The sequence below is a fragment of the Microbacterium sp. PRC9 genome (assembly GCF_031844125.1).
Lineage (GTDB): Bacteria > Actinomycetota > Actinomycetes > Actinomycetales > Microbacteriaceae > Microbacterium.
On record NZ_JAUZUR010000002.1, the window covers coordinates 26,442 to 46,951 of the forward strand.

A 20,510-nucleotide genomic window follows, 5' to 3' on the forward strand; every position below is an offset into this window, starting at 1 on the left:
TCCGTGTACTCCTCATGGCGGTCACGGGGAACACGACACAGGGACCCGCTGAGGTTCACCGCGAGATTCCGGATGCCGCGACCGCCTGGTGGACGGTCGGCGCCGGGCAGGGCGAGTTCCGCCGCGAACCGCTGCCCGGCGTCTCCGACGGCGAGGCTTCGGTGCGCACTCTCTTCACCGGCGTCAGTCGCGGCACGGAAGCCCTCGTCGCCCGGGGCGAGGTGCCCGCGTCGGAGCGCGAGCGCATGCGTGCCCCCTTCCAGGAGGGGGACTTCCCCTTCCCGGTGAAGTACGGGTACCTCAACGTGGGAACGGTCGAGCACGGGCCCGCCGCACTTCGAGGCCGCACCGTGTTCTCGCTGTTCCCGCACCAGTCGCACTTCGTCGTTCCCGCGGAGGCGCTCCATGCGGTGCCGGACGCCGTCCCGCCGCGCCGGGCGGTGCTCGCCGGCGCGGTCGAGACCGCGGTCAATGTGCTGTGGGATGCCGCCCCCCTCGTCGGCGACCGGGTGATCGTCGTCGGCGCGGGCATGATCGGGTGCGCGATCGCGCGCGTGGCGCGCGGCATCCCGGGTTCCGAGGTCACCCTCGTCGATGTCGACCCGGCGCGTGCGGCGACCGCCGAGGCGCTCGGCGTCGGCTTCGCGCTCGCGACGGAGGAGATCGCACCCGCCGACGTCGTGATCGAGGCCAGCGGCGCCGGCGCCGGGCTGCAGCTGGCGCTCGGCCTCGCGCCCACCGACGGCGAGGTGATCGTCGCCAGCTGGTACGGCAGCCGCCCGGTCTCGCTGGAGCTCGGTGCGGACTTCCATTCCCGCCGCATCGCCCTCCGGCCGAGTCAGGTCGGTGAGGTCGCCGCGCGCCGGAGAGGTTCCCGCACGACGCGCAACCGTCTTGCGCTGGCGCTGCGACTCCTGGAGGATCCTGCGTTCGACGAGCTTCTGGCGGGCGCCTCGACGTGGCGGCAGCTGCCCGAGGTCACCGCCGCGCTCGCCGACGGCACCGCCGGCGAACTGTGCCACACGATCGATTGGACTGCCGAATGAGCTTCAGCGTCACCGTCCGCGACCACATCATGATCGCGCACAGCCTGCGCGGCGACGTCTTCGGCCCCGCGCAGCAGCTGCACGGCGCGACGTTCCTCGTCGACGCGACGTTCCGTGCCGACGGGCTCGACGCGCACGGCGTCGTCGTCGACATCGGCCGCGCGAGCGAGGTGCTCCGCGACATCGTGGGCGCGCTGACCTACCGCAACCTCGACGACGAGCCCGACCTGCAGGGGATGAACACCACGACCGAGCGGCTGTGCCAGATCATCGGCGATCGGCTGGCCGCACGAGTGAAGGACGGTGACGTCGGCGAGGCGAAGCCGAGCGGGATCGCCGTGACGCTGCACGAATCGCACGTCGCGTGGGCCTCCTACGAGGTGGCGCTGTGACGGATGCTCCGTCCCTCCGCTTCGTCGTACCCGCCGGGGTCGACGACCCCCGGCGCGTAAGCGGCGGCAACGTGTACGACCGGCACATCCGAGACGGTCTCCGCCACCGCGGCTGGGACGTGGACGTGTGCGAAGCGGCGGACGCGAGGGGCGCAGCATCCGTCCTCCGTGACGCGCCCGACGGGTCGCGGGTGCTGGTCGACGGACTCGTGGCGGGTTGGGCGCCGGCAGCCGTGGAGGAGGCGGCGGGGCGGCTGCGACTGACGGTGCTCGCCCACATGGTGACGGCGGCCTTCGCGGACGCCACGGATGCCGCGATCGACGCCGAACGGCGGGCCTTCGCGTCTGCGCACGACGTGATCGTCACGAGCGACTGGACGGCGGACGAACTCGCCCGACGTGGGCTGGCGAACCCGGATCGCACGGTGGTCGCCGTCCCGGGAGCCCGCCCGGCAGAGCCGTCGCCGCCGGCCGCCGAGGGCGAGCTGCTGTGCATCGGCGTGATCGCCCCGCACAAGGGGCAGGACACCTTGCTGGCCGCGCTCGCGCGGGTGGCCGCCGACGACTGGACCTGCACGATCGTCGGCTCGACCGAGGTCTTCCCGGAGTTCGCGGCGAGGATCGCGCGACAGGCAGCCGCCCTCGCCGGCAGAGTGCGGCTCGCCGGCGTGCTCGACGGCCCTGCCCTCGCCCACGAGTACCGGCACTGCGCACTGCTGATCGCCCCGTCCCGCGTCGAAAGCTCCGGGATGGCGATCGCCGACGCGCGGGCACGGGGGATCCCCGTGCTCGCCGCCGAAACCGGTGGCATCCCCGATGCGCTCGCCGGCGGGGGAGGACTGCTCGTCCGAGCCGGCGACCCGGCCGCCCTCGCCGAGGCGCTGGACGCGTGGCTCTCGGACGCCTCCTTGCGGGCACGCCTGCGCCGCGAGGCGCTCGCCGCGCGCGCGACCCTGCCGACATGGCGCGACACCGTGAGCCGCGTGGCCGCGGCATTGGAGGCGGCATGACCACGATCTCGACGGCGACGGCCGGGTGGCTCGCACTGCGCGCGCCCGCCGACGACGACGCGCGCTCGGTCGACCTCGCCCGCGATCTGGCGCGGCTGATCGTGCCCGGCTCCCCGTCGGCGCCGGTCGTGCTGCACGACCTCGGCGCGGGGACCGGCTCGATGACGCGGTGGCTCGCTCCGCGACTGCCGGGGCCTCAGCGGTGGGTGCTCCGCGACGGCGACGCCGACATCGTCGAGCATCTCGACCTGAGCACCGTCGTCGACGAGGCGGGCCGCCCCATCGCCGCGGACGTGGTCGTCGAGCATCTGGCCTCGCTGCCGATCGACGCCTTTCACGGTGCGGCGGCGGTGACGGCATCCGCTCTCCTCGATGTGCTCACCGAGGCCGAGGCCGCCCACGTCGTCTCCGCCTGCGTCGCCGCGGGTACTCCGGCGCTGTTCAGTCTCTCCGTGACAGGCTCGGCCAGGCTTCGTCCCGCCGAGCGGCCCGACGAGGTCGAGCGCGCCTTCGAGTCCGCCTTCAACGACCACCAGCGTCGGGATGTGTCGGGGCGACGGATGCTGGGACCCGACGCGGTGGCCGCGGTCGCCGCCCTCTTCGCCGACGCCGGCTGGAACGTGCGCACGGCGGTGACCCCGTGGCGCCTCGCGCATCGCGACACGGCGCTCATCGGCGAGTGGCTGGACGGCTGGATCGGCGCCGCGGTCGAGCAGCGTCCCGAGCTCGCGTCCGAAGCCGGCGCGTATCGCGAGCGCCGGCTTGCGCTGGCCGCGGACGGGCGGCTGCGCGTGACGGTCTTCCACGAGGATCTGCTGGCATGGCCGCGCTGAGCAGGATCCCCCCGCGCGTGCGGTCGTTGCTCCGGATCGCGGTGGCGCTGGCCGTCGTCGCCGGCACGATCGCCGTCGTCGGCGTCGGACCGTTCCTGCACGGGCTGGCGTCGATCTCGCCGCCCACGATCCTCGTCGCGGTGGCGCTCGCCGCCGTCGCCACGGCGGCCGCCGCGTGGCGCTGGCGGATCGTCTCGGCGGGCTTCGGGCTGCCGCTCCCGTGGAGCGAGGCCTTCGCGTCGTACTACCGGTCCCAGTTCCTGAACACCGTCCTGCCCGGGGGAGTCGTGGGTGACGTCCACCGCGCCTACGTCCACGGACGGCACCACGAGCGCGTCGACCTCGCCGCCCGGGCCGTCGCGGCCGAGCGGGTCGCGGGCCAGCTCGTCCAGGTGGTGCTCACGCTCGCGATCCTCCTGCCGCTGGGGCTGGCGTCGCCGCTGGCACCGCTCGCGTGGATCAGCGGTGCCATCGTCGTGCTCGCGATCGTCTTCGTGGGAGTGGTCGCCGCGACCCGGCGCGGTCGCGCCGCTCTGCGGAGGGAGTGCCGGATGCTGCGCCCCGTGCTGACACGGCCGGCCGCGCTGTTCGCGATCGCGGCCGCATCGGTCGTCGTCATCGCGGCGCACGCGACCACCTTCGTGGTCGCGGGGATCGCGGCAGGGGTGCACGCCGGTGCGGACGAGCTCGCCGTCGTGGCGCTGATCGTGCTCGGCGCGGCCGCGATCCCCGTCAACGTCGGCGGCTGGGGGCCGCGCGAGGCGGTCGCCGCCTCGGCGTTCGCGCTCGCGGGACTCGGCGCCGGCGCCGGCGTCGCCGTCTCGACCGCGTTCGGCGTGCTGACCGTGGTCGCCGTCCTGCCGGGCGCGCTCGCGCTGGTCGCCGACCGCTTCCGATCGGTGCCCGCGAGGAGCATCATCGGGAAGAGGAGATCCGCATGAGCGAGCGCCCGTACGTCACCCTCAGCTGCGCGATGTCGATCGACGGATATCTCGACAGTGCCGAGCCGCACCGGCTCGCGATGTCGAACGCCGCCGATCTCGACCGCGTCGACGACGTGCGCGCTCTTCACGACGCGATCATGGTCGGCGCATCGACCGTGCGACGTGACAACCCCCGCCTGCTGGTGCGGGATGCCGCGCGCCGCGCGCGGCGGCGGGCTGCGGGGCGTCAGGAGTCCCCGGCGAAGGTGACGGTCACCGCGAGCGGCGACCTGTCGGCCGACGCCGCGTTCTTCACGACGGGCGAGGGGCCCCGCATCGTCTACTGCCCGCGCGAGCGCGCGGCGGAGCTCTCCGCCCGGCTCGGCCATCGTGCGGTCGTGGTGGGGATCGGCGACGAGTGCGTCACGATGGACGCTCTGCTCGACGACCTCGCCGCCCACCACGGCGTGCGCAGCCTCATGGTCGAGGGCGGCGGCACGGTGCTGACCCAGTTCCTCGGTGCGGACCTCGTCGATGAGCTGCACCTGGTGGTCGCACCGTTCTTCGTCGGCGAGACCGGAGCCCCGCGGGTGGTCGGACCCGCCGCCTATCCCTGGACGGCATCGCGTCGGGCGCACCTGGCCGACACGCGCCAGATCGGCGACGTCGTCCTGCTGCGCTACGCGCTGTCCGACCGCTTCGGCATGCTCGACCCTCATCCGCAGCCGACGGGAGCCGGACGCATCGCCGTCGAACGCCCGTGAGCACGATGTCCGGCCCGCAGGTCGCCCCGGTCTGGCGCAGACGGCTCGCGCTCGGCGGCGCGATCGCCGTCCTGGTCGTGCTTCCCCTCATCCCGGGTGCCCTCGCGACGGGGTCGGTCGTCGACCTCGTCCGCATCCCGGTCGAATCGATCGTGGTGCTGCTCGTGCTGGCGCTGATTCCGTGGCGGATGCTGCGCCGCGCCGTCGCGACGGCCTTCGGGGTGTTCGTGGCCGTCGCCGTCCTCCTCGCGAGCATCGATCGCGGCTACGAGGCGGCCCTCGGCATCCATTTCGTTCCGCTCGACTGGCTGCAGCTGGGCGACGCCTACGGCGTCGTCGCCTCGGCGATCGGGCCGGGGCCGGCGAGCGCGGTGTTCACCGCGGCCGTCGCCCTGATCGTCGCCGTGGGGATCGCCGCGGGCTGGGCTGCCCTCCGCGTCGACGCCGCGCTGCGACGTCGAGGCGATCGCGGGCGCACCGTGCTCGCCACCGTCACCGTGGCCTGGATCGTGATGGCGGCCGCGGCGCCGCCCCTGCGGATCCAGGACCCGGTCGCGGCCGCGGCATCCGCCTCATCCGTCGGCTCTGCGGTGTCGCGCGCCGTGTCGGCGCTCGAGACCAGGGCGCAGGTCGCCCGCGACGTCGCCGACGATCCGTTCGCGGCAGTGCCGGCACCGGACCTGCTGACGGCACTGCAGGGCAAGGACGTGCTGTTCGTGTTCGTGGAGAGCTACGGGCGCGTCGCGCTCGAGGGCGACGGCATCGCGGACGGGGTGAACGACATCCTGCGCCGTGGCGAGGAGACGCTCCGGGCCGACGGGTACGCGACGCGGAGCGCCTGGCTGACCTCGCCCACGTACGGCGGGGTGAGCTGGCTGGCGCACTCGACGCTGCAGACGGGGGTGTGGGTCGACTCCCAGGCGGTGTACGACCTGGTGGTGCGGACCGATCGGCTCACGCTGAGCGCGGCGTTCGGCCGTGCGAGCTGGCGCACGGTGAGCGACGTCCCGTCGAACCGGCATCCGTGGGACGTCGGGACGTCGTTCTACCACTACGACACGCTGCTCGACGCGACGAACGTCGGCTACCGCGGCCCTTCGTTCGGGTACGCGCGCATCCCCGACCAGTACACGCTCAAGCACTTCGCCGACCAGGTGCTCGCGCCTTCGGACCTGCCCGTCATGGCGGAGCTCGATCTGGTGTCGTCCCATACGCCGTGGGCGCCGCTTCCTGAGCTCGTGCCGTGGGACGAGGTGGGAGACGGATCGGTCTACGACGACCAGCCCGCGCGGAGTCAGCAGGCGAGCGAGGTCTGGAAGGACCCGAAGACGATCCAGCGCTACTACGGGAGATCGGTCGAGTACACGCTCGGGTCGATGCTGTCCTTCTTCGAGAACGTCGACGATCCGAACCTGGTCGTGGTCATGCTCGGCGACCACCAGCCGGCCGCGGTCGTGAGCGGCGAGGGTGCCAGTCGTGACGTGCCGATCAGCATCATCGCGAAGGACCCGGCGGTCTTCGACGCGATCACCGACTGGAACTGGACTGCCGGGCTGCGCCCGTCGGACGCGTCGCCGGTATGGCGCATGGACGCCTTCCGCGACCGCTTCTTCGCGGCATACGGCGCAGCGGGGTGACGCCTCTGTCCGCGTGCCCCGCCCGCTGGCAGGATGACGGCATGACGTTCACCCTGCGCGTGCCCGTGCCGCGCGACGCAGCCGAGATCGCCGCGCTCCACGTGGCGACGTGGCGAGAGACGTACACCCATCTCCTGCCCGCCGGATTCTTCGACGACGAGTTCGTGCATGGGCGACAGAGCATGTGGACCCGCATCCTCGGCAACCCTCGCGACGAATGGCGCGTCTGCGTCGCCGAGAGCGAGGGGCGGATCATCGGCTTCGCGACCTCGGGACCGGGCCTGGAGTTCGACGGGGCGCCGCCGCCCTGCGAGCGCCAGCTCTACATGCTCTACGTCGCGGCCGCGGATCACGGCGGAGGAGCAGGGCAGGCGCTGCTCGACGCGGTGCTCGACGAGGGTCCCGCAGTGCTGTGGGTGGCGAAGGAGAACCCCCGCGCCATCGCCTTCTACCGGCGCAACGGGTTCGACTTCGACGGCGCCGAGCAGACCGACCCGATGGTGCCGTCGATCATCGACGTGCGCATGCTGAGGTGACCTGCGGTCCGAGGAGTTCAGCCCGAGAAGTCCGAGTCGTCGGTCCAGGCGGCGATGTCGACGCCGTGGTTGTCGGGCGACGTGAGGGTCCACCATTCCGGCGCGTGGGAGTCGTCGGCCATCCGCCCGCCCGCGGCCAGCGCCGCCGCGACGCGTGCCTGGACCTGGTCGCGCGGCACGGAGATGTCGATATGCGTGCGCCCGCGACCCGGCTTGGGCGGATCGAGCGGATGGAACCACACGTGCGGGTTCCGGCGCAGGGGGTCGATCGCGTCCTCGCCGCCGAGCGGGTCATAGCCGAGCGCGGCGCTCCAGAACGGCCGGACGTGGCTATCGGGCCCCTGGGCCACGGCGATGCCGACGACGGTGAGCACCGACGGATCGGCCTCGAGGCCCAGCTCGCGGGCGGCGCGTGATACGGATGCCGCGAGGTCGGCATCCGTCCGGCTCAGCGCCCCGTCGCGGCGGCTGAAGGTCTTGACGAAGACACCCTCGGGCCGGAGATCGACGTCGGGATAGTGGTCGAGGCCCTCGGCGATGGCGGCGACCTCCGCCACGAGCCGTGCGCCGTGGGAGAGCGACTCGGCGCGGAAGAAGGCGTGCGCGCCCCAGTACAGGACTCTCCAGTCCGCCACGCCTTCGGACGCGTGGAAGGCGACCGGGCTGATCGTCTCGACCTCCGGGGCGATGGTGCCGTCGCCGAGCGGCGGCTGCGCGAGGATGATGCGGGCCAGCTGGTGCGGACGCGTCAGCTGCGGCCAGTGCCCCGTCGGCAGGTCGACGTAGGTCACGTCGCGCAGGCGGGCGAACTCCTTCACCGGCGGTGCACCCGCGTCGATCCAGCTCTGCAGGTCGGCGACCGTGTAGTCGGTCGCGATCGCCGTGACGGGGATGTCGAGGCGGCGGTCGTCGCCGAGGCGCTGGATGCCGGTGACGACGCCGGCGGGCGAGGGGATCGCGTACGTCCTGAACGCCGTCCTGCCGCCGTCGCCGAGATCGCGCAGATCGGCGTCGTCGAACTCGCTCCACGGCGGCAGCGGGAGCTCGCCGCCCTCCGTCGCGAACCCGTCGAGCAGCGGATCGCCGTCGGCCGTCGGGAAGCCTCCGATGAGGATGAGCCGCGCGACACGGTCGGGCCGTGCGTCGGCCGCGGCGTACACGATGCCCGCGCCCGCGGAGTGTCCGACCAGGACGACCCGCTCGCCGGGCGCCTCGTCGATGGCGGCCACGACCGCCGCGACGTGGTCGGCGAGGGTGATCGCCGAGCGGTCGGCATCGGCCGATCCCATGCCGGGGAGGGTGAGCGGCACGGGCCGGTGCCCTTCGCGCTCGAGGGCCGGCGCCACCTCGTACCACGCCCACCCGCCCATCCACAGGCCGGCGACCAGGATGATGTCCATTCGTGCTCCTCGCGACTCCGGGGTGATGTCAGTGTCGCGCGCTCGGCCGACATCCGCCACGATCCGGCGCGACGGGGAATAGCACGATCGCGAGGGCGATTGAACTTGATACCCCTAGGGGGTATAACGGAGACGTACTTCGACGAGGAGAACACCGTGACCGATCCGCATCGCCGCCATGACCACTCCGGGCACGACCACGCGGCACATGACCACGCCCACAACGATCAGGCGGCTCATCAGGCGATGAGCGCCACCGCCACGACCGACCCCGCCCACGCGGTGCACGCTGACCACATCGCGACCGCCGATCACGCCGGCCACGCCGATCACGCCGGCCACGCCGATCACGCCGGTCACGCCGGCCACGCAGGCCACGGCGCGGACCACGTCGCCCGCTTCCGCCGGCTGTTCTGGATCAACCTTGCCCTCGCGGTACCCGTGGTCGCGTTCTCGGGCATGTTCGCGATGGTGCTCGGCTACACGCTGCCCGACGCCCCGTGGGTCGGCTGGATCTCGCCGCTGCTGGGCACCGTCATGTACTTCTGGGGCGGCTGGCCCTTCCTGTCGGGCGCCGTGTCGGAGCTGCGCTCCCGCAAGCCCGGCATGATGCTCCTCATCGGCCTCGCGATCACGGTCGCGTTCTTCGCGTCGTGGGGTGCGAGCCTCGGGCTGCTGCACCATGAGCTCGAGTTCTGGTGGGAGCTGGCCCTCCTCATCGTGATCATGCTGCTCGGCCACTGGATCGAGATGCGCTCGCTCGCCCGGACGACCTCGGCGCTGGACTCCCTCGCCGCGCTCCTCCCCGACGAGGCGGAGCGCGTGGAGGGCGACCGTATCGTCAGCGTGACACCGTCCGCGCTGCGGCTCGGCGATGTCGTCGTGGTGCGACCCGGCGGCAGTGTTCCCGCCGACGGCCGGGTCGTAGACGGCGGCGCCGACATGGACGAGTCGATGGTGACGGGCGAATCCCGGCCCGTCGCCCGCGGCGTCGGCGACCACGTGACCGCCGGCACGGTCGCCACCGACTCGGGGCTGCGGGTCGAGGTCACCGCGACCGGCGACGACACCACGCTCGCCGGCATCCAGCGGCTCGTCGCCGAAGCGCAGAGCTCGACGTCGCGTGCGCAGCGCCTGGCCGACCGTGCGGCCGGCTGGCTGTTCTGGTTCGCCCTCGGTGCCGCGGCGCTGACCGCGATCGTGTGGACCGCGTTCGGTCTTCCCGACGAGGCGGTCGTGCGCACCATCACCGTCCTCGTCATCGCCTGCCCGCACGCACTGGGCCTCGCGATCCCGCTCGTGGTGTCGATCGCCACGGAACGCGCCGCGCGCGGCGGCGTGCTGATCAAGGACCGCCTGGCGCTCGAGAGCATGCGCACGATCGGCGCGGTGCTGTTCGACAAGACGGGCACCCTCACGAAGGGCGATCCCACCGTGGTCGACGTCGCCGCGGTGGCCGACATCGACGCGGACGGCGTGCTCGCGCTCGCCGCTGCGGCCGAGGCCGACAGCGAGCACCCGCTCGCGAAGGCGATCGTGCGTGCCGCCCAGGAGCGCGGCCTCGCGGTCGCCGCCGCCTCCGGCTTCCAGTCGTCGCCGGCGGTCGGCGTGACCGCGACCGTCGACGGGCACGTGGTGCGGGTAGGCGGCCCGCGCCTCCTCGACGAGATCGGGGGTGCCGACATCGCGGCCGCGGGCGCGTGGCGCGACCAGGGCTCGATCGTGCTGCACGTCGTGCGCGACGGCGCCGTCGTCGGAGGGCTCGCGCTCGCCGACGAGATCCGCCCCGAATCGCGCGAGGCCGTCGACGCGCTGCACCGGCTGGGCGTCGAGGTCGTCATGATCACGGGCGATGCCGAGCCCGTCGCGCGGTCCGTCGCCGAGGCGCTCGGCATCCGCCGGGTCTTCGCCGGCGTGCGTCCGGAGGACAAGGAGCGGAAGGTCGCGGAGCTGCAGAGCGAGGGTCTCAAGGTCGCGATGGTGGGCGACGGCGTCAACGACGCTCCCGCGCTCGCGCGGGCCGACGTCGGCATCGCGATCGGCGCCGGCACCGACGTCGCGATCGGGTCGGCGGGGGTCATCCTGGCGTCGAGCGATCCGCGCTCGGTGCTGTCGGTGATCGAGCTGTCGCGCGCGAGCTACCGCAAGATGACGCAGAACCTCTGGTGGGCCGCCGGCTACAACCTCATCTCGGTCCCGCTGGCGGCCGGCGTCCTCGCCCCGATCGGCTTCGTCCTGCCGATGTCGGTGGGCGCGATCCTGATGTCGCTGTCGACGGTCGTCGTGGCGCTCAACGCGCAGCTGCTGCGCCGGCTCGACCTTCCCCACGGCCCCTCCACGCGCCGCTGACGCGTCGCGCGGAGCCTCCGGCCGCGTGGGCCCACCCCCGAACGGAGCGCCCGCGCCGTCCTCGACCGCTGATTCCGGGGACCGGATGCTGCGCCCCGGCGCCGGGGCGCAGCATCCGCGATCCGTGCCTCCAGAGGTGGCGGGGATAGGGTTTGAGGATGACGACGACTCCTCCCGGCTGGTACGACGACGGTCACGGCGCGATGCGCTGGTGGGACGGTGCGCAGTGGACGGAGCACGTCGCTCAGCCCGACCCGGAGGCGTCGCCGGCGCCGACCGAGGCCGAGATCGTCGCCGGGGCCGAGGTGTCCGGGCCGGGCGAGCCGGAGGCGTTCGCGACGGAGCCCGTCTTCCCGGCGGCGCAGCCGTACCCGGTGCAGGAAGGGGGCGCGCCGGTCGAGGGGTATCCGCAGGGCGTGTACCCCGGAATGCCCGCAGGCATCGCTCCTGCCGGCGGCGGCTTCGCCGCGGCGACCGAGCCGCGGAGCACTTCGAAGCTCTGGATCGTGTGGGTGGTGCTCGGCGTGGTGCTGCTCGGCATCGTGATCGCCGCAGCCGTCGTGATCCCGCTGCTGCTGCTCTCGGCGTCGACCGCGAACAGCGCCGGTCAGTCCGAGGACGAGCGCGCAGCCGTCGCGACCGTGGGCCTGTACGACGACGCCTGGCAGGAGGGCGACTGCGACTCGTTCGCCGCCGCCACGTCCGAGAACTTCCGCGACACCGTCGGGCTGCTCGACTGCGCCACGTTCGAATCCCAGGCTGTCGCATTCGACGAGAACTTCGACGACTACGAGATCAAGGTCACCGATGTGGAGACCGTCGGCGACCAGGTCGCGGTGACGACGAACGAGACGTACACCGCGCTCATCGACGAGGACGGCCAGCCGACCGACCCGGCCCCCGGCGCCACGGTGTACCACTACACGCTCGTGCAGTCGGACGGCGAGTGGGTCATCGACAACCTGTCGTACGAATGACCTCGCCCGAGACGGCGCGCCCTCTCCACGACGCTCGGTTCTTCCTCACCTGCATCGGCATCGGCCTGCTCGCAGGTCTGCTGTCGGGCCTGTTCGGCGTCGGCGGCGGCACGGTCATCGTGCCGTTCCTGGTGCTGTTCCTCCGCTTCGACCAGCGGCTCGCCGCGGGCACATCGCTGGCCGCGATCGTGCCCACCGCGACGGTGGGCGTCATCTCGTACGCCGTGCACGGCTCGGTCGCCTGGATCCCCGCGCTGCTGCTCGCGGCGGGTGCGGTGTTCGGCGCCCAGATCGGCACGTGGCTGCTCCCGCGGCTCTCGCTCACGGTGCTGCGGTGGGCGTTCGTCGGCTTCCTCGCCGCGGTGATCGTCAGCCTCTTCATCGTGATCCCGTCCCGCGATGCCGAGTTCTCCCTCACCTGGCTGAGCGGAGTCCTGCTCGTCGTGCTGGGTGTGGTCACCGGTATCCTGTCGGGGCTGATCGGCGTCGGCGGCGGGATCATCGTGGTTCCGGCACTCATGGTGCTGTTCGGCACCAGCGACCTCGTGGCCAAGGGCACGTCGCTGCTCATGATGATCCCGACGGCCGTCTCGGGCACGGTCGGCAACATCCGGCGGCGCAACGTCGACCTCGTCGCGGCGGCGATCGTCGGGCTGGCGGCGTGCACCACGACGGCGCTCGGCGCGTGGGCGGCGACGCTCATCGATCCGTTCGTCGGCAACATGCTCTTCGCCGCGTACCTCGTGATCATCGCGGTGCAGATGGGCCTGCGGGCCTGGCGCGGGCGCCCTCGGCCGGAGGCCGGCCCGGCCGGGTCGGGGGATGCCGCTCGGTAGGATGGCCTGGTGCCAGTGAACCCCGAGCTCGTCGGCCGCGACTTCCCGCCGACGACCCCCTACCTCGTGGGTCGCGAGAAGGTGCGCGAGTTCGCGCGCGCCGTCTTCGCCGATGACCCGCAGCACACCGACCTCACCGCCGCCCAGGCGCTCGGCTACACCGACGTCGTCGCGCCGCCGACCTTCGCGATCGTCGTGACCGACGCGACGCTCCAGCAGCTGCTGGGCGAGCCCGACGCGGGCATCGTCCTCAAGAACGTGCTGCACGCCGAGCAGAAGTTCCGCTACTCCCGGCCCATCGTGGCAGGCGACGAGCTCACCGCGAAGCTGTCGGTCACCGGTCTGCGCGCCATGGGCGCTGCCGCGATGGTGACGAGCGAGTCCGAGATCACGGATGCCGCGGGCGACCACGTCGTCACCACGACGACCATCCTGCTCGTGGGGGAGGGTGACCAGTGAGCGCGCTTCAGAACCTGACCGTCGGCGACGTGGTCGCCGAGCGCACCGTGCACCTCACGCGCGAGTCGCTCGTGCGGTACGCCGGGGCATCCGGAGACTTCAACCCGATCCACTACCGCGACGACGTCGCGGCCGCGGTGGGCCTCCCGGGCGTGCTCGCCCACGGCATGCTCACGATGGGTCTCGCCGTCGGCACGATCGAGTCGTGGGTCGGTGACACCGGCCGCATCCTCGAGTACGGCGTGCGCTTCACCAAGCCCGTCGTCGTCGACCCCGAGACCGGTGCCGACGTGACCGTCGTCGCGAAGGTCGGCGCGGTCGACGAGGAGTCCGCCCGCATCGACCTGACCGTGTCGTTCGAAGGTGCCACGGTGCTCGTCAAGGCGCAGGTGCGCGTCCGGACCGCCTGACGCATGCCCGACGTCACCCCCATCCCGCTCGCGCGGCTCACGACGCTGCGCACCGGCGGTCTGCCTGCGCGCATGATCGACGCCCACACCACCGATGAGCTCGTCGACGCCCTGCGCGACGTCTGGGCCTCCGGCGACGAGTGGCTCGTGCTCGGCGGCGGGTCGAACCTCTTCGTCGGCGACGAGCCTTTCGACGGCACCGTCGTGCGCGTGCTCACGAAGGGGATCGAACGGATGCCGTCGCCCCTGCCCGGACGCGTGCGGCTCAGGGTGCAGGCGGGCCACGACTGGGACGACCTCGTCGGTGTCGCGGTCGCCGAAGGGCTCGGCGGCATCGAGGCGATGTCGGGGATCCCCGGAACCGTCGGTGCCGCCCCGGTGCAGAACATCGGTGCGTACGGCCAGGAGATAGTGCAGACCCTCAGCGAGGTCGAGCTGCTCGACGAGTCGACCGCCGAGGTGTCGACCGTTCCCGCCGCCGAGCTGGGCCTGGGCTTCCGGACGTCCGTCCTCAAGCACCACTACGGCTCGGTGCCCGCGCGGCGCGCGGTGATCCTCTCGGTGACGCTGGACCTCCCCGACATCGGCCAGGGCGCCCGTCGCATCGCCGGCGATCAGCTCCGCACCGCGCTGCGCCTCGGCCCCGAGGACGAGGCGACCCTCGCGTGGGTGCGCGAGCGGATCCTCGAGACCCGGCGCGCCAAGGGCATGGTGCTCGACGCCGACGACCCCGACACGTACAGCGCCGGGTCGTTCTTCCAGAACGCCGTGGTGTCGGCATCCTTCGCCCGCACGCTCCCTGAGGCGTGCCCGCGCTGGCCGGTGCATCCCGATCTCGACCCGGTGCTCGTCATCCCGCTCGCGAACTTCGACGGCTATGTTCCCGCGCCCACGACGGTCGAATCCGACGTCAAGGTGAGCGCCGGCTGGCTCATCGAGCACGCCGGCGTGCGCAAGGGCTTCAAGCTCCCGCGCTCACGCGCCGGCCTGTCGACGAAGCACGCCCTGGCGCTCACGAACCGGGGTCATGCGACCGCCGCCGAGCTCGCCGAGCTGGCCCGCTTCATCCAGGGCCGCGTGCAGTCCGAGTTCGGCCTGATCCTGCAGCCCGAGCCCGTCCTGGTGAACGTCGAGCTCTAGCCCCGGGCCGAGGCATCCGTCCCCCTAGGGTTTTGGGGCGCACGGCGAACGTTTGGGGTGCACGGCGCGCGCCCCGACGGCACGGGACGCGCCCCGAACCCCGAAGCGACCCGCCGACAGACGCAGAAACGCGGATGCCTCGAACCCGAGGCATCCGCGTTCCGAAAGGGTTGTTACGACGCGAAGAGGCGCTGCATGCGCTGCACGCCCTCGAGGAGGGCGTCGTCGCCCAGGGCGTACGACAGGCGCAGGTAGCCCGAGGGGCCGAAGGCTTCGCCCGGAACCACGGCGACCTCGGCCTTCTCGAGGATGAGGTCGGCCAGCTCGAGGGAGGTCGTCGGCGTGACACCCGCCCACTCGCGGCCGAGGAGTCCGCGGACGTCGGGGTAGGCGTAGAAGGCGCCCAGCGGCGTCGGCACCGCGACGCCGTCGATCTTCGACAGCTCGGCGACGATCAGCTTGCGGCGGCGGTCGAAGGCCTGGCGCATCTGCTCGACCTCGTCCTGCGGTCCGGAGAGGGCCGCCAGCGCCGCGCGCTGCGCGATGTTGTTGACGTTCGAGCACAGGTGCGACTGCAGGTTGCCGGCGATCTTGATGGCGTCCTTGGGGCCGACCATCCAGCCCAGGCGCCAGCCGGTCATCGCGTACGTCTTCGCGACGCCGTTCACGAGGATCGTCTGGCCCGCGGCCTCCGGAACCGCCTCCACGATCGACACCGCACGCGTGCCTTCGTAGACGAGGTTCTGGTAGATCTCGTCCGAGATGATCCAGATGCCGTGCTCGACGGCCCACCGGCCGATCGCCTCGGTCTCCTCCAGCGTGTAGACCGAGCCGGTCGGGTTCGACGGCGACACGAACACGAGCGCCGTGGTCTTGTCGGTGCGGGCGGCCTCGAGCTGCTCGACGGTCACCTTGTAGTCCTGGTCGGCGCCGGCGAAGACCTCGACGGGGATGCCGTCGGCCAGCGCGATCGCCTCGGGGTAGGTGGTCCAGTACGGGGCCGGCAGCAGCACCTCGTCGCCGGGGTTCACGACGGTCTGGAAGGCCTGGTAGACGGCCTGCTTGCCGCCGTTGGTGACGATCACCTGCGATGGGTCGACCTCGAGACCCGAGTCGCGCAGCGTCTTCGCGGCGATCGCCTCGCGCAGCACCGGAAGACCGGCGGCGGGCGTGTAGCGGAAGTTGGCGGGGTTGTGGAGGGCCTCCGCGGCGGCGTCCACGATGAACTGCGGCGTCGCGAAATCGGGCTCGCCCGCCGCATACGAGATGACGGGCCGACCGGCGGCCTGCAGAGCCTTCGCCTTGGCATCGACCTTCAGGGTCGCGGACTCGGCGATGGCGGAGAGCTTGCGGGAGAGCGGTGCGCGTTCTGTCACGGTTCGAGCGTAGTCCGCGCGGCGGCGGGCTTCAGCGCCGATTGCGGACGTGTGGCCCGCGCGCGTGCGGGATGCGCGCACGACGCGACGGATCGTCCGATGGGTAAGCGCTCTTCCGGATCGGCCCGGCGACGCGGTACCCTGTGCGTCGTGGACGCCTGGATCTGGGGAGCCGTCGTGCTCGCCATCGTGCTCGTCATCGCCGGTGGGATCGCCTGGTGGCTCGCGCGCGGGTGCGTGCTGACCATCATCGGCGCCACGGGCGCCATCCTCGGCGGACTCGTCGCCCTGATCAGCCTCGTGCTGTTGCTCGACCCCGACGTCGGCCTGCGCGTCGCGTTCATCGTCACGGTCGTCTCGGGGGTGTGGCTGCTCGCCTGGGCGCTGGCGGGAGGCATCCGCGGTCAGCGCATGCTCCGCGCCGAAGAGCGGGCGGACGCCGAGGCCCGCGCTGTGCCGGTCCCGGTGATGGTCGCGTCGCGGCACTGATCCGGTTCGCGCCGCGGCAGCGCGATGCGCCGTGGCATCCACCGAATGGGGGATGCCGTCTCCTGCGGATGACCGCTGGGCGCAGCATCCGTCTTCCATGACGCTGGAAGCATGCAGACACAAGCGGTGCGGGTGCGGAACCTGCGGAAGACCTACGGCGACCGCACGGTCGTCGACGGTGTGTCGTTCGAGATCGAGCGCGGCGAGACCTTCGCCCTGCTCGGGCCGAACGGCGCCGGCAAGTCGACGACCGTCGAGATCCTCGAGGGGTACCGGCGCCGCACGGGCGGCGACGTCGAGGTGCTCGGGGTCGACCCGGCCGCCGGCGGGCTCGACCTCAAGGCGCGGCTGGGCATCGTGCTCCAGTCGACCGGCCAGTCCGGCCTCGTCACCGTCCGCGAGCAGCTGCGGCAGTTCGCCGGCTTCTACCCGGACCCGCGCGACGTCGACGAGGTGATCGCGGCCGTCGGCCTCGAGGCGCAGGCGAAGACGCGCATCTCGAAGCTCTCGGGCGGGCAGCAGCGGCGCGTCGATGTGGCCCTCGGGATCATCGGACGCCCCGAGCTGCTCTTCCTCGACGAGCCCACGACGGGATTCGACCCGCACGCGCGGCGCGAGTTCTGGGAGCTCATCCGGTGCCTGCAGGCCGAAGGCACGACGATCGTGCTGACCACGCACTATCTCGACGAGGCGGCGCAGCTCGCCGACCGCGTCGCGGTGATCGCCGCCGGCCGGCTGCAGGCGATCGGGCCCGTCGCGGGGTTCGGCGGCGAGGCCGCGCGCGTTCCGATCGTGCGATGGGTGGAGGACGGGATGCTGCGGCACGAGCGCTCCGACGATCCCTTCGCGTTCGCGACAGCCCTGGCCGCGCGGCTGGGCGAGGCGCCCGCCGAGCTCGAGATCGTGCGGCCGAGCCTCGAGGACGTCTACCTCCAGATGGTCGGCGAGACCACCGACGCCGCCGCGAGTGCTGCTGTCGACAAGAAGGGAGCGGTGCGATGAGCGCCACCGTCGAGAAGGCGCGGGTCGCGGGTGTCGGTCCGCGACGCGCGCGCCGCAACGTCCTCAGCGTCGGAGTCTGGCGCACGCGGTTCGAGCTGATGCAGTACTTCCGCTCGGGCGACACGCTGTTCTTCACGTTCCTCTTCCCCGTCTTCATGCTGGGGCTTTTCAGCGTCGCGTTCGGATCGGACGGCGACGTGCAGGTCGCCCCCGGCGTGCCGGCGATCTCGATGGCCGAGCTGTACCTGCCCGGCATGATCGCCGCCGGCCTGCTGCTCTCGGGGTTCCAGAATCTCGCGATGGACATCGCGATCGAGCGGTCCGACGGCATGCTCAAGCGACTCGGCGGCACGCCGCTGTCGCCGGTGAGCTACTTCGTCGGCAAGATCGGACAGGTGCTGGTCACGGGAGTGCTGCAGTCCGCACTGCTCCTGCTGTTCGCGGCCACGGTGCTCGGTGTCGAGCTGCCGACGGAGCCCGCGCGCTGGGCGACGTTCGCGTGGGTGTTCGTGCTCGGCATCACGACGTCGGCCCTGCTCGGCGTCGCACTGTCGTCCGTGCCGCGCACCGGGAAGAGCGCGACCGCGGTGGTCGTGCCGATCGCCCTCGCGCTGCAGTTCATCTCAGGCGTCTACCTCACCTTCTCGCAGCTGCCGGAGTGGCTTCAGAACGTCGCGGGCCTCTTCCCGCTCAAGTGGATGGCGCAGGGCATGCGCGCGGTGTTCCTGCCCGAGGAGTACGCCACACTGGAGCAGAACGGCGAGTGGAACCTCGCGGGCGTCGCGATCGCGCTCGGCGTCTGGCTCGTCGTGGGTCTGGTGCTCTCGCGGATCACCTTCCGCTGGATCCGGCGCGACGCATAGCCTGCGGGTGGGCCGAGGGGAGGAGGGACGATGCTGACGAAGCGGGGATGGGACGCGATCGTGTCGATCGTGTGCGCCGTCATCGCCCTCGCGCTCGTCTTCCTCTTCCCACCCGCGACCGCCGCGCGCACCGCGATCGCGCTCGCGGCGATCGGCCTCTTCGTGCTGGGCTACGCCCTGATCGGCCGCGACGCGATCGAGCCGCCGCGCGCGGCGTGGCGGTACCCCGCCTTCCTGTCGGTGGCAGCCGTCGCCGCGGGGATCGGCGCGGGCGCAGCTCCGTTCATGGCGATGCTCCAGACCCTGGCGTACCCCCTGGTGTGGGTCATCGGCGACTCGCGCAAGCGCGGAATCGGCGGCTCGGCGGTGATCGCGGGGAGCGTGTTCGTCGGAGCGAGTTTCGGCTATGGAGCCAACCTGGATTCGGTCGTCGCCGGCGCGACCACCGCGGTCTTCTCGCTCTCGTTCGCGATCGCCATCGGCCTGTGGATCGCCCGCATCGCCGAGTACGGCGAGGAGCGGGAGCGCCTGCTCGCCGAACTGACGGCGGCGCAGACCGAGGTCGAGGCCCTCAGCAGGGAGCGCGGCGCGTCCGCCGAGCGCGAGCGCCTGGCCCGCGACATCCACGACACCCTCGCGCAGACGCTCGCCGGGCTCGTGATCTTCGCCGAGCGGGCGGGCCGGCAGTCGAGGGAGGGGCAGACGGATGCTGCCGCCACCACGATCGCGACGGTCGAGCAGGTCGCGCGCGACGCCCTCGCCGAGGCACGCGCCCTCGTCGCCCGTACGGCGGCCGTCCCCCGCGAACCCGCCTTCGGCGCCGCGGTCGAGCGGCTCATCGAGCGGTTCCGCGAGCACGGTGCGGCCCGCATCGCACTCGACACCGCCCGCGTGGAGGGCGAACTCGACCGCGAAGCCCAGGTGGTGCTGCTGCGCTGCCTGCAGGAGGCGCTGTCGAACGTGACGAAACACGCCGCCGCGGCGGAGGTGACGGTGCGCGTCGAGGTCGCGGCGGATGGCGCCGCGGCACTCGAGGTGGCCGATGACGGGCGCGGCTTCGACACCTCGCGGCCCACGAGCGGGTTCGGGCTGGACGGCATGCGCGAGCGTGTGGCGCTCGCAGGCGGCACGTTCGACGTCGCCTCGGCACCGGGCGAGGGCGCGACGCTGACGGTCAGGCTTCCGGCGGTGTCGCAGGACGAGCGGGGTGCCGGGGTGTCCGCCCCGGTGATGCCCGCCACCATGGGAGTTGCGGCGGCCGAGGCCGTCCGGACGAAGGGAGATCGCCTGTGATCCGGCTGCTCATCGCCGACGACCACCCGGTGGTGCGTGCCGGCCTCGCCGGACTGCTCTCGGATGAACCCGGCTTCGAGGTCGTGGCCGAGGCATCCGACGGCGATGAAGCCGTGCGTCTCGCGGACGCCACCCGCCCCGACGTCGTGCTGATGGACCTGCGCATGCCGCACGTCGACGGTGTCGCCGCCACCGCCCGGATCGCCGGGGGAGAGGCGGGCGATCCGCCGCCGCGCGTACTGATCCTCACCACGTACGAGTCCGACGACCAGATCCTGGCCGCCATCGAGGCCGGTGCGACGGGGTACCTCCTGAAGGCCGCGCCGCAGGCCGAGATCGTCGCCGGCATCCGCTCGGTGGCGGCGGGGCAGTCGGCGCTGTCGCCTCAGGTGGCGGTGAGGCTCGTCGAGCGCATGCGGCGGCCGGAGCCCGAGACGGTGCTGACCGCGAGGGAGCTCGACGTGCTGCGGCTGGTGGCGACGGGCCACAGCAACAAGCAGATCGCGGTAGTCCTCGGCATCGGCGAGTCGACGGTCAAGACGCACCTGCTCAAGGTGTTCGAGAAGCTCGGCGTCGCCGATCGCACGCGCGCCGTGACCCTCGCCATGGAGCGCGGACTGCTCGGGTGATCGCCCTCGACCGGTTCGTTCACAGAATCGGATCCGCTCCTGCGGTGACCAGGCCCGACACGCCGTGCGGCGGCATCCGTCATCGGTGTGTCCTGCGGCACGTCCGCACGTGCGGATCCGATGGTGCGTACGGCGCGCGAGGGCGC

Annotated in this window: 21 protein-coding genes; 19 read left to right on the forward strand and 2 right to left on the reverse strand. The window is 72.4% G+C overall.

Features of this window, described 5'->3' with window-relative positions:
• Positions 1 to 14 precede the first annotated feature (14 nt).
• The 8 genes from Q9R33_RS03645 to Q9R33_RS03680 are packed head-to-tail and all read left to right on the forward strand — an operon-like array spanning position 15 to position 7,141.
• Positions 15 to 1,046, forward strand: a complete 1,032-nt coding sequence (locus tag Q9R33_RS03645; RefSeq protein WP_311292902.1) for a zinc-binding alcohol dehydrogenase — start codon at positions 15 to 17, stop codon at positions 1,044 to 1,046.
• Positions 1,043 to 1,438 (forward strand): 6-carboxytetrahydropterin synthase, encoded by a 396-nt coding sequence (locus Q9R33_RS03650; protein WP_311292903.1) that lies wholly within the window; start codon positions 1,043 to 1,045, stop codon positions 1,436 to 1,438. Before Q9R33_RS03645 ends, Q9R33_RS03650 begins: the two co-directional genes overlap by 4 nt.
• Positions 1,435 to 2,448, forward strand: coding sequence for a glycosyltransferase family 4 protein (locus Q9R33_RS03655; RefSeq protein ID WP_311292904.1), 1,014 nt, complete (start codon positions 1,435 to 1,437; stop codon positions 2,446 to 2,448). The genes Q9R33_RS03650 and Q9R33_RS03655 overlap by 4 nt, the downstream gene beginning before the upstream one ends.
• Complete coding sequence (locus Q9R33_RS03660) at positions 2,445 to 3,281, forward strand: SAM-dependent methyltransferase (protein WP_311292905.1); 837 nt, start codon at positions 2,445 to 2,447, stop codon at positions 3,279 to 3,281. Before Q9R33_RS03655 ends, Q9R33_RS03660 begins: the two co-directional genes overlap by 4 nt.
• Positions 3,269 to 4,222, forward strand: coding sequence for a lysylphosphatidylglycerol synthase transmembrane domain-containing protein (locus tag Q9R33_RS03665; protein WP_311292906.1), 954 nt, complete (start codon positions 3,269 to 3,271; stop codon positions 4,220 to 4,222). Before Q9R33_RS03660 ends, Q9R33_RS03665 begins: the two co-directional genes overlap by 13 nt.
• Positions 4,219 to 4,968: a dihydrofolate reductase family protein gene (locus Q9R33_RS03670; RefSeq protein ID WP_311292907.1), complete on the forward strand. Its 750-nt coding sequence runs from the start codon at positions 4,219 to 4,221 to the stop codon at positions 4,966 to 4,968. The genes Q9R33_RS03665 and Q9R33_RS03670 overlap by 4 nt, the downstream gene beginning before the upstream one ends.
• Positions 4,965 to 6,605 (forward strand): CDP-alcohol phosphatidyltransferase, encoded by a 1,641-nt coding sequence (locus Q9R33_RS03675; protein WP_311292908.1) that lies wholly within the window; start codon positions 4,965 to 4,967, stop codon positions 6,603 to 6,605. Before Q9R33_RS03670 ends, Q9R33_RS03675 begins: the two co-directional genes overlap by 4 nt.
• A 41-nt stretch (positions 6,606 to 6,646) precedes the next feature.
• On the forward strand, positions 6,647 to 7,141 hold the full coding sequence (locus Q9R33_RS03680; RefSeq protein ID WP_311292909.1) for a GNAT family N-acetyltransferase: 495 nt from the start codon (positions 6,647 to 6,649) through the stop codon (positions 7,139 to 7,141).
• 17 nt (positions 7,142 to 7,158) lie between these two features.
• Here the strand turns inward: Q9R33_RS03680 and Q9R33_RS03685 are convergent, their stop codons facing one another.
• The gene (locus Q9R33_RS03685; protein ID WP_311292910.1) at positions 7,159 to 8,541 is read right to left on the reverse strand and encodes an alpha/beta fold hydrolase; all 1,383 of its coding nucleotides are present in this window, start codon (positions 8,539 to 8,541) and stop codon (positions 7,159 to 7,161) included.
• Between the two features lie 246 nt (positions 8,542 to 8,787).
• Here Q9R33_RS03685 and Q9R33_RS03690 point away from each other — a divergent pair, with 246 nt between their 5' ends.
• From Q9R33_RS03690 to Q9R33_RS03715, 6 genes are all read left to right on the forward strand, one after another.
• Positions 8,788 to 10,890, forward strand: a complete 2,103-nt coding sequence (locus Q9R33_RS03690) for a heavy metal translocating P-type ATPase (RefSeq protein ID WP_311293251.1) — start codon at positions 8,788 to 8,790, stop codon at positions 10,888 to 10,890.
• A gap of 158 nt (positions 10,891 to 11,048) precedes the next feature.
• Complete coding sequence (locus Q9R33_RS03695; protein WP_311292911.1) at positions 11,049 to 11,867, forward strand: DUF2510 domain-containing protein; 819 nt, start codon at positions 11,049 to 11,051, stop codon at positions 11,865 to 11,867.
• Positions 11,864 to 12,703, forward strand: a complete 840-nt coding sequence (locus tag Q9R33_RS03700; protein ID WP_056369038.1) for a sulfite exporter TauE/SafE family protein — start codon at positions 11,864 to 11,866, stop codon at positions 12,701 to 12,703. The genes Q9R33_RS03695 and Q9R33_RS03700 overlap by 4 nt, the downstream gene beginning before the upstream one ends.
• Positions 12,704 to 12,712: 9 nt before the next feature.
• Positions 12,713 to 13,162, forward strand: coding sequence for a MaoC family dehydratase N-terminal domain-containing protein (locus Q9R33_RS03705; protein WP_311292912.1), 450 nt, complete (start codon positions 12,713 to 12,715; stop codon positions 13,160 to 13,162).
• Positions 13,159 to 13,572 carry a MaoC/PaaZ C-terminal domain-containing protein gene (locus Q9R33_RS03710; protein ID WP_056369042.1) on the forward strand — a complete coding sequence of 138 codons (414 nt, stop codon included), beginning with the start codon at positions 13,159 to 13,161 and terminating at the stop codon, positions 13,570 to 13,572. The genes Q9R33_RS03705 and Q9R33_RS03710 overlap by 4 nt, the downstream gene beginning before the upstream one ends.
• A 3-nt stretch (positions 13,573 to 13,575) precedes the next feature.
• Positions 13,576 to 14,712 (forward strand): UDP-N-acetylmuramate dehydrogenase, encoded by a 1,137-nt coding sequence (locus Q9R33_RS03715; RefSeq protein WP_311292913.1) that lies wholly within the window; start codon positions 13,576 to 13,578, stop codon positions 14,710 to 14,712.
• Positions 14,713 to 14,885: 173 nt separating this feature from the next.
• On the opposite strand, the gene Q9R33_RS03720 is transcribed toward Q9R33_RS03715, so the two are convergent.
• Positions 14,886 to 16,088, reverse strand: coding sequence for a pyridoxal phosphate-dependent aminotransferase (locus Q9R33_RS03720; protein WP_310245087.1), 1,203 nt, complete (start codon positions 16,086 to 16,088; stop codon positions 14,886 to 14,888).
• A 150-nt stretch (positions 16,089 to 16,238) separates the two neighbouring features.
• Between Q9R33_RS03720 and Q9R33_RS03725 the strand changes: the two genes are divergently transcribed.
• The 5 genes from Q9R33_RS03725 to Q9R33_RS03745 all read left to right on the forward strand — a co-directional run bounded on the left by Q9R33_RS03725 (position 16,239) and on the right by Q9R33_RS03745 (position 20,364).
• Positions 16,239 to 16,577 (forward strand): hypothetical protein, encoded by a 339-nt coding sequence (locus tag Q9R33_RS03725; RefSeq protein WP_056369045.1) that lies wholly within the window; start codon positions 16,239 to 16,241, stop codon positions 16,575 to 16,577.
• Positions 16,578 to 16,688: 111 nt separating this feature from the next.
• Complete coding sequence (locus tag Q9R33_RS03730) at positions 16,689 to 17,579, forward strand: ABC transporter ATP-binding protein (RefSeq protein ID WP_311292914.1); 891 nt, start codon at positions 16,689 to 16,691, stop codon at positions 17,577 to 17,579.
• Complete coding sequence (locus Q9R33_RS03735; RefSeq protein ID WP_082497010.1) at positions 17,576 to 18,442, forward strand: ABC transporter permease; 867 nt, start codon at positions 17,576 to 17,578, stop codon at positions 18,440 to 18,442. Before Q9R33_RS03730 ends, Q9R33_RS03735 begins: the two co-directional genes overlap by 4 nt.
• 30 nt (positions 18,443 to 18,472) lie before the next feature.
• On the forward strand, positions 18,473 to 19,735 hold the full coding sequence (locus tag Q9R33_RS03740; protein WP_311292915.1) for a sensor histidine kinase: 1,263 nt from the start codon (positions 18,473 to 18,475) through the stop codon (positions 19,733 to 19,735).
• Positions 19,732 to 20,364, forward strand: a complete 633-nt coding sequence (locus tag Q9R33_RS03745; RefSeq protein WP_056369052.1) for a response regulator transcription factor — start codon at positions 19,732 to 19,734, stop codon at positions 20,362 to 20,364. The genes Q9R33_RS03740 and Q9R33_RS03745 overlap by 4 nt, the downstream gene beginning before the upstream one ends.
• Positions 20,365 to 20,510: the final 146 nt, after the last annotated feature.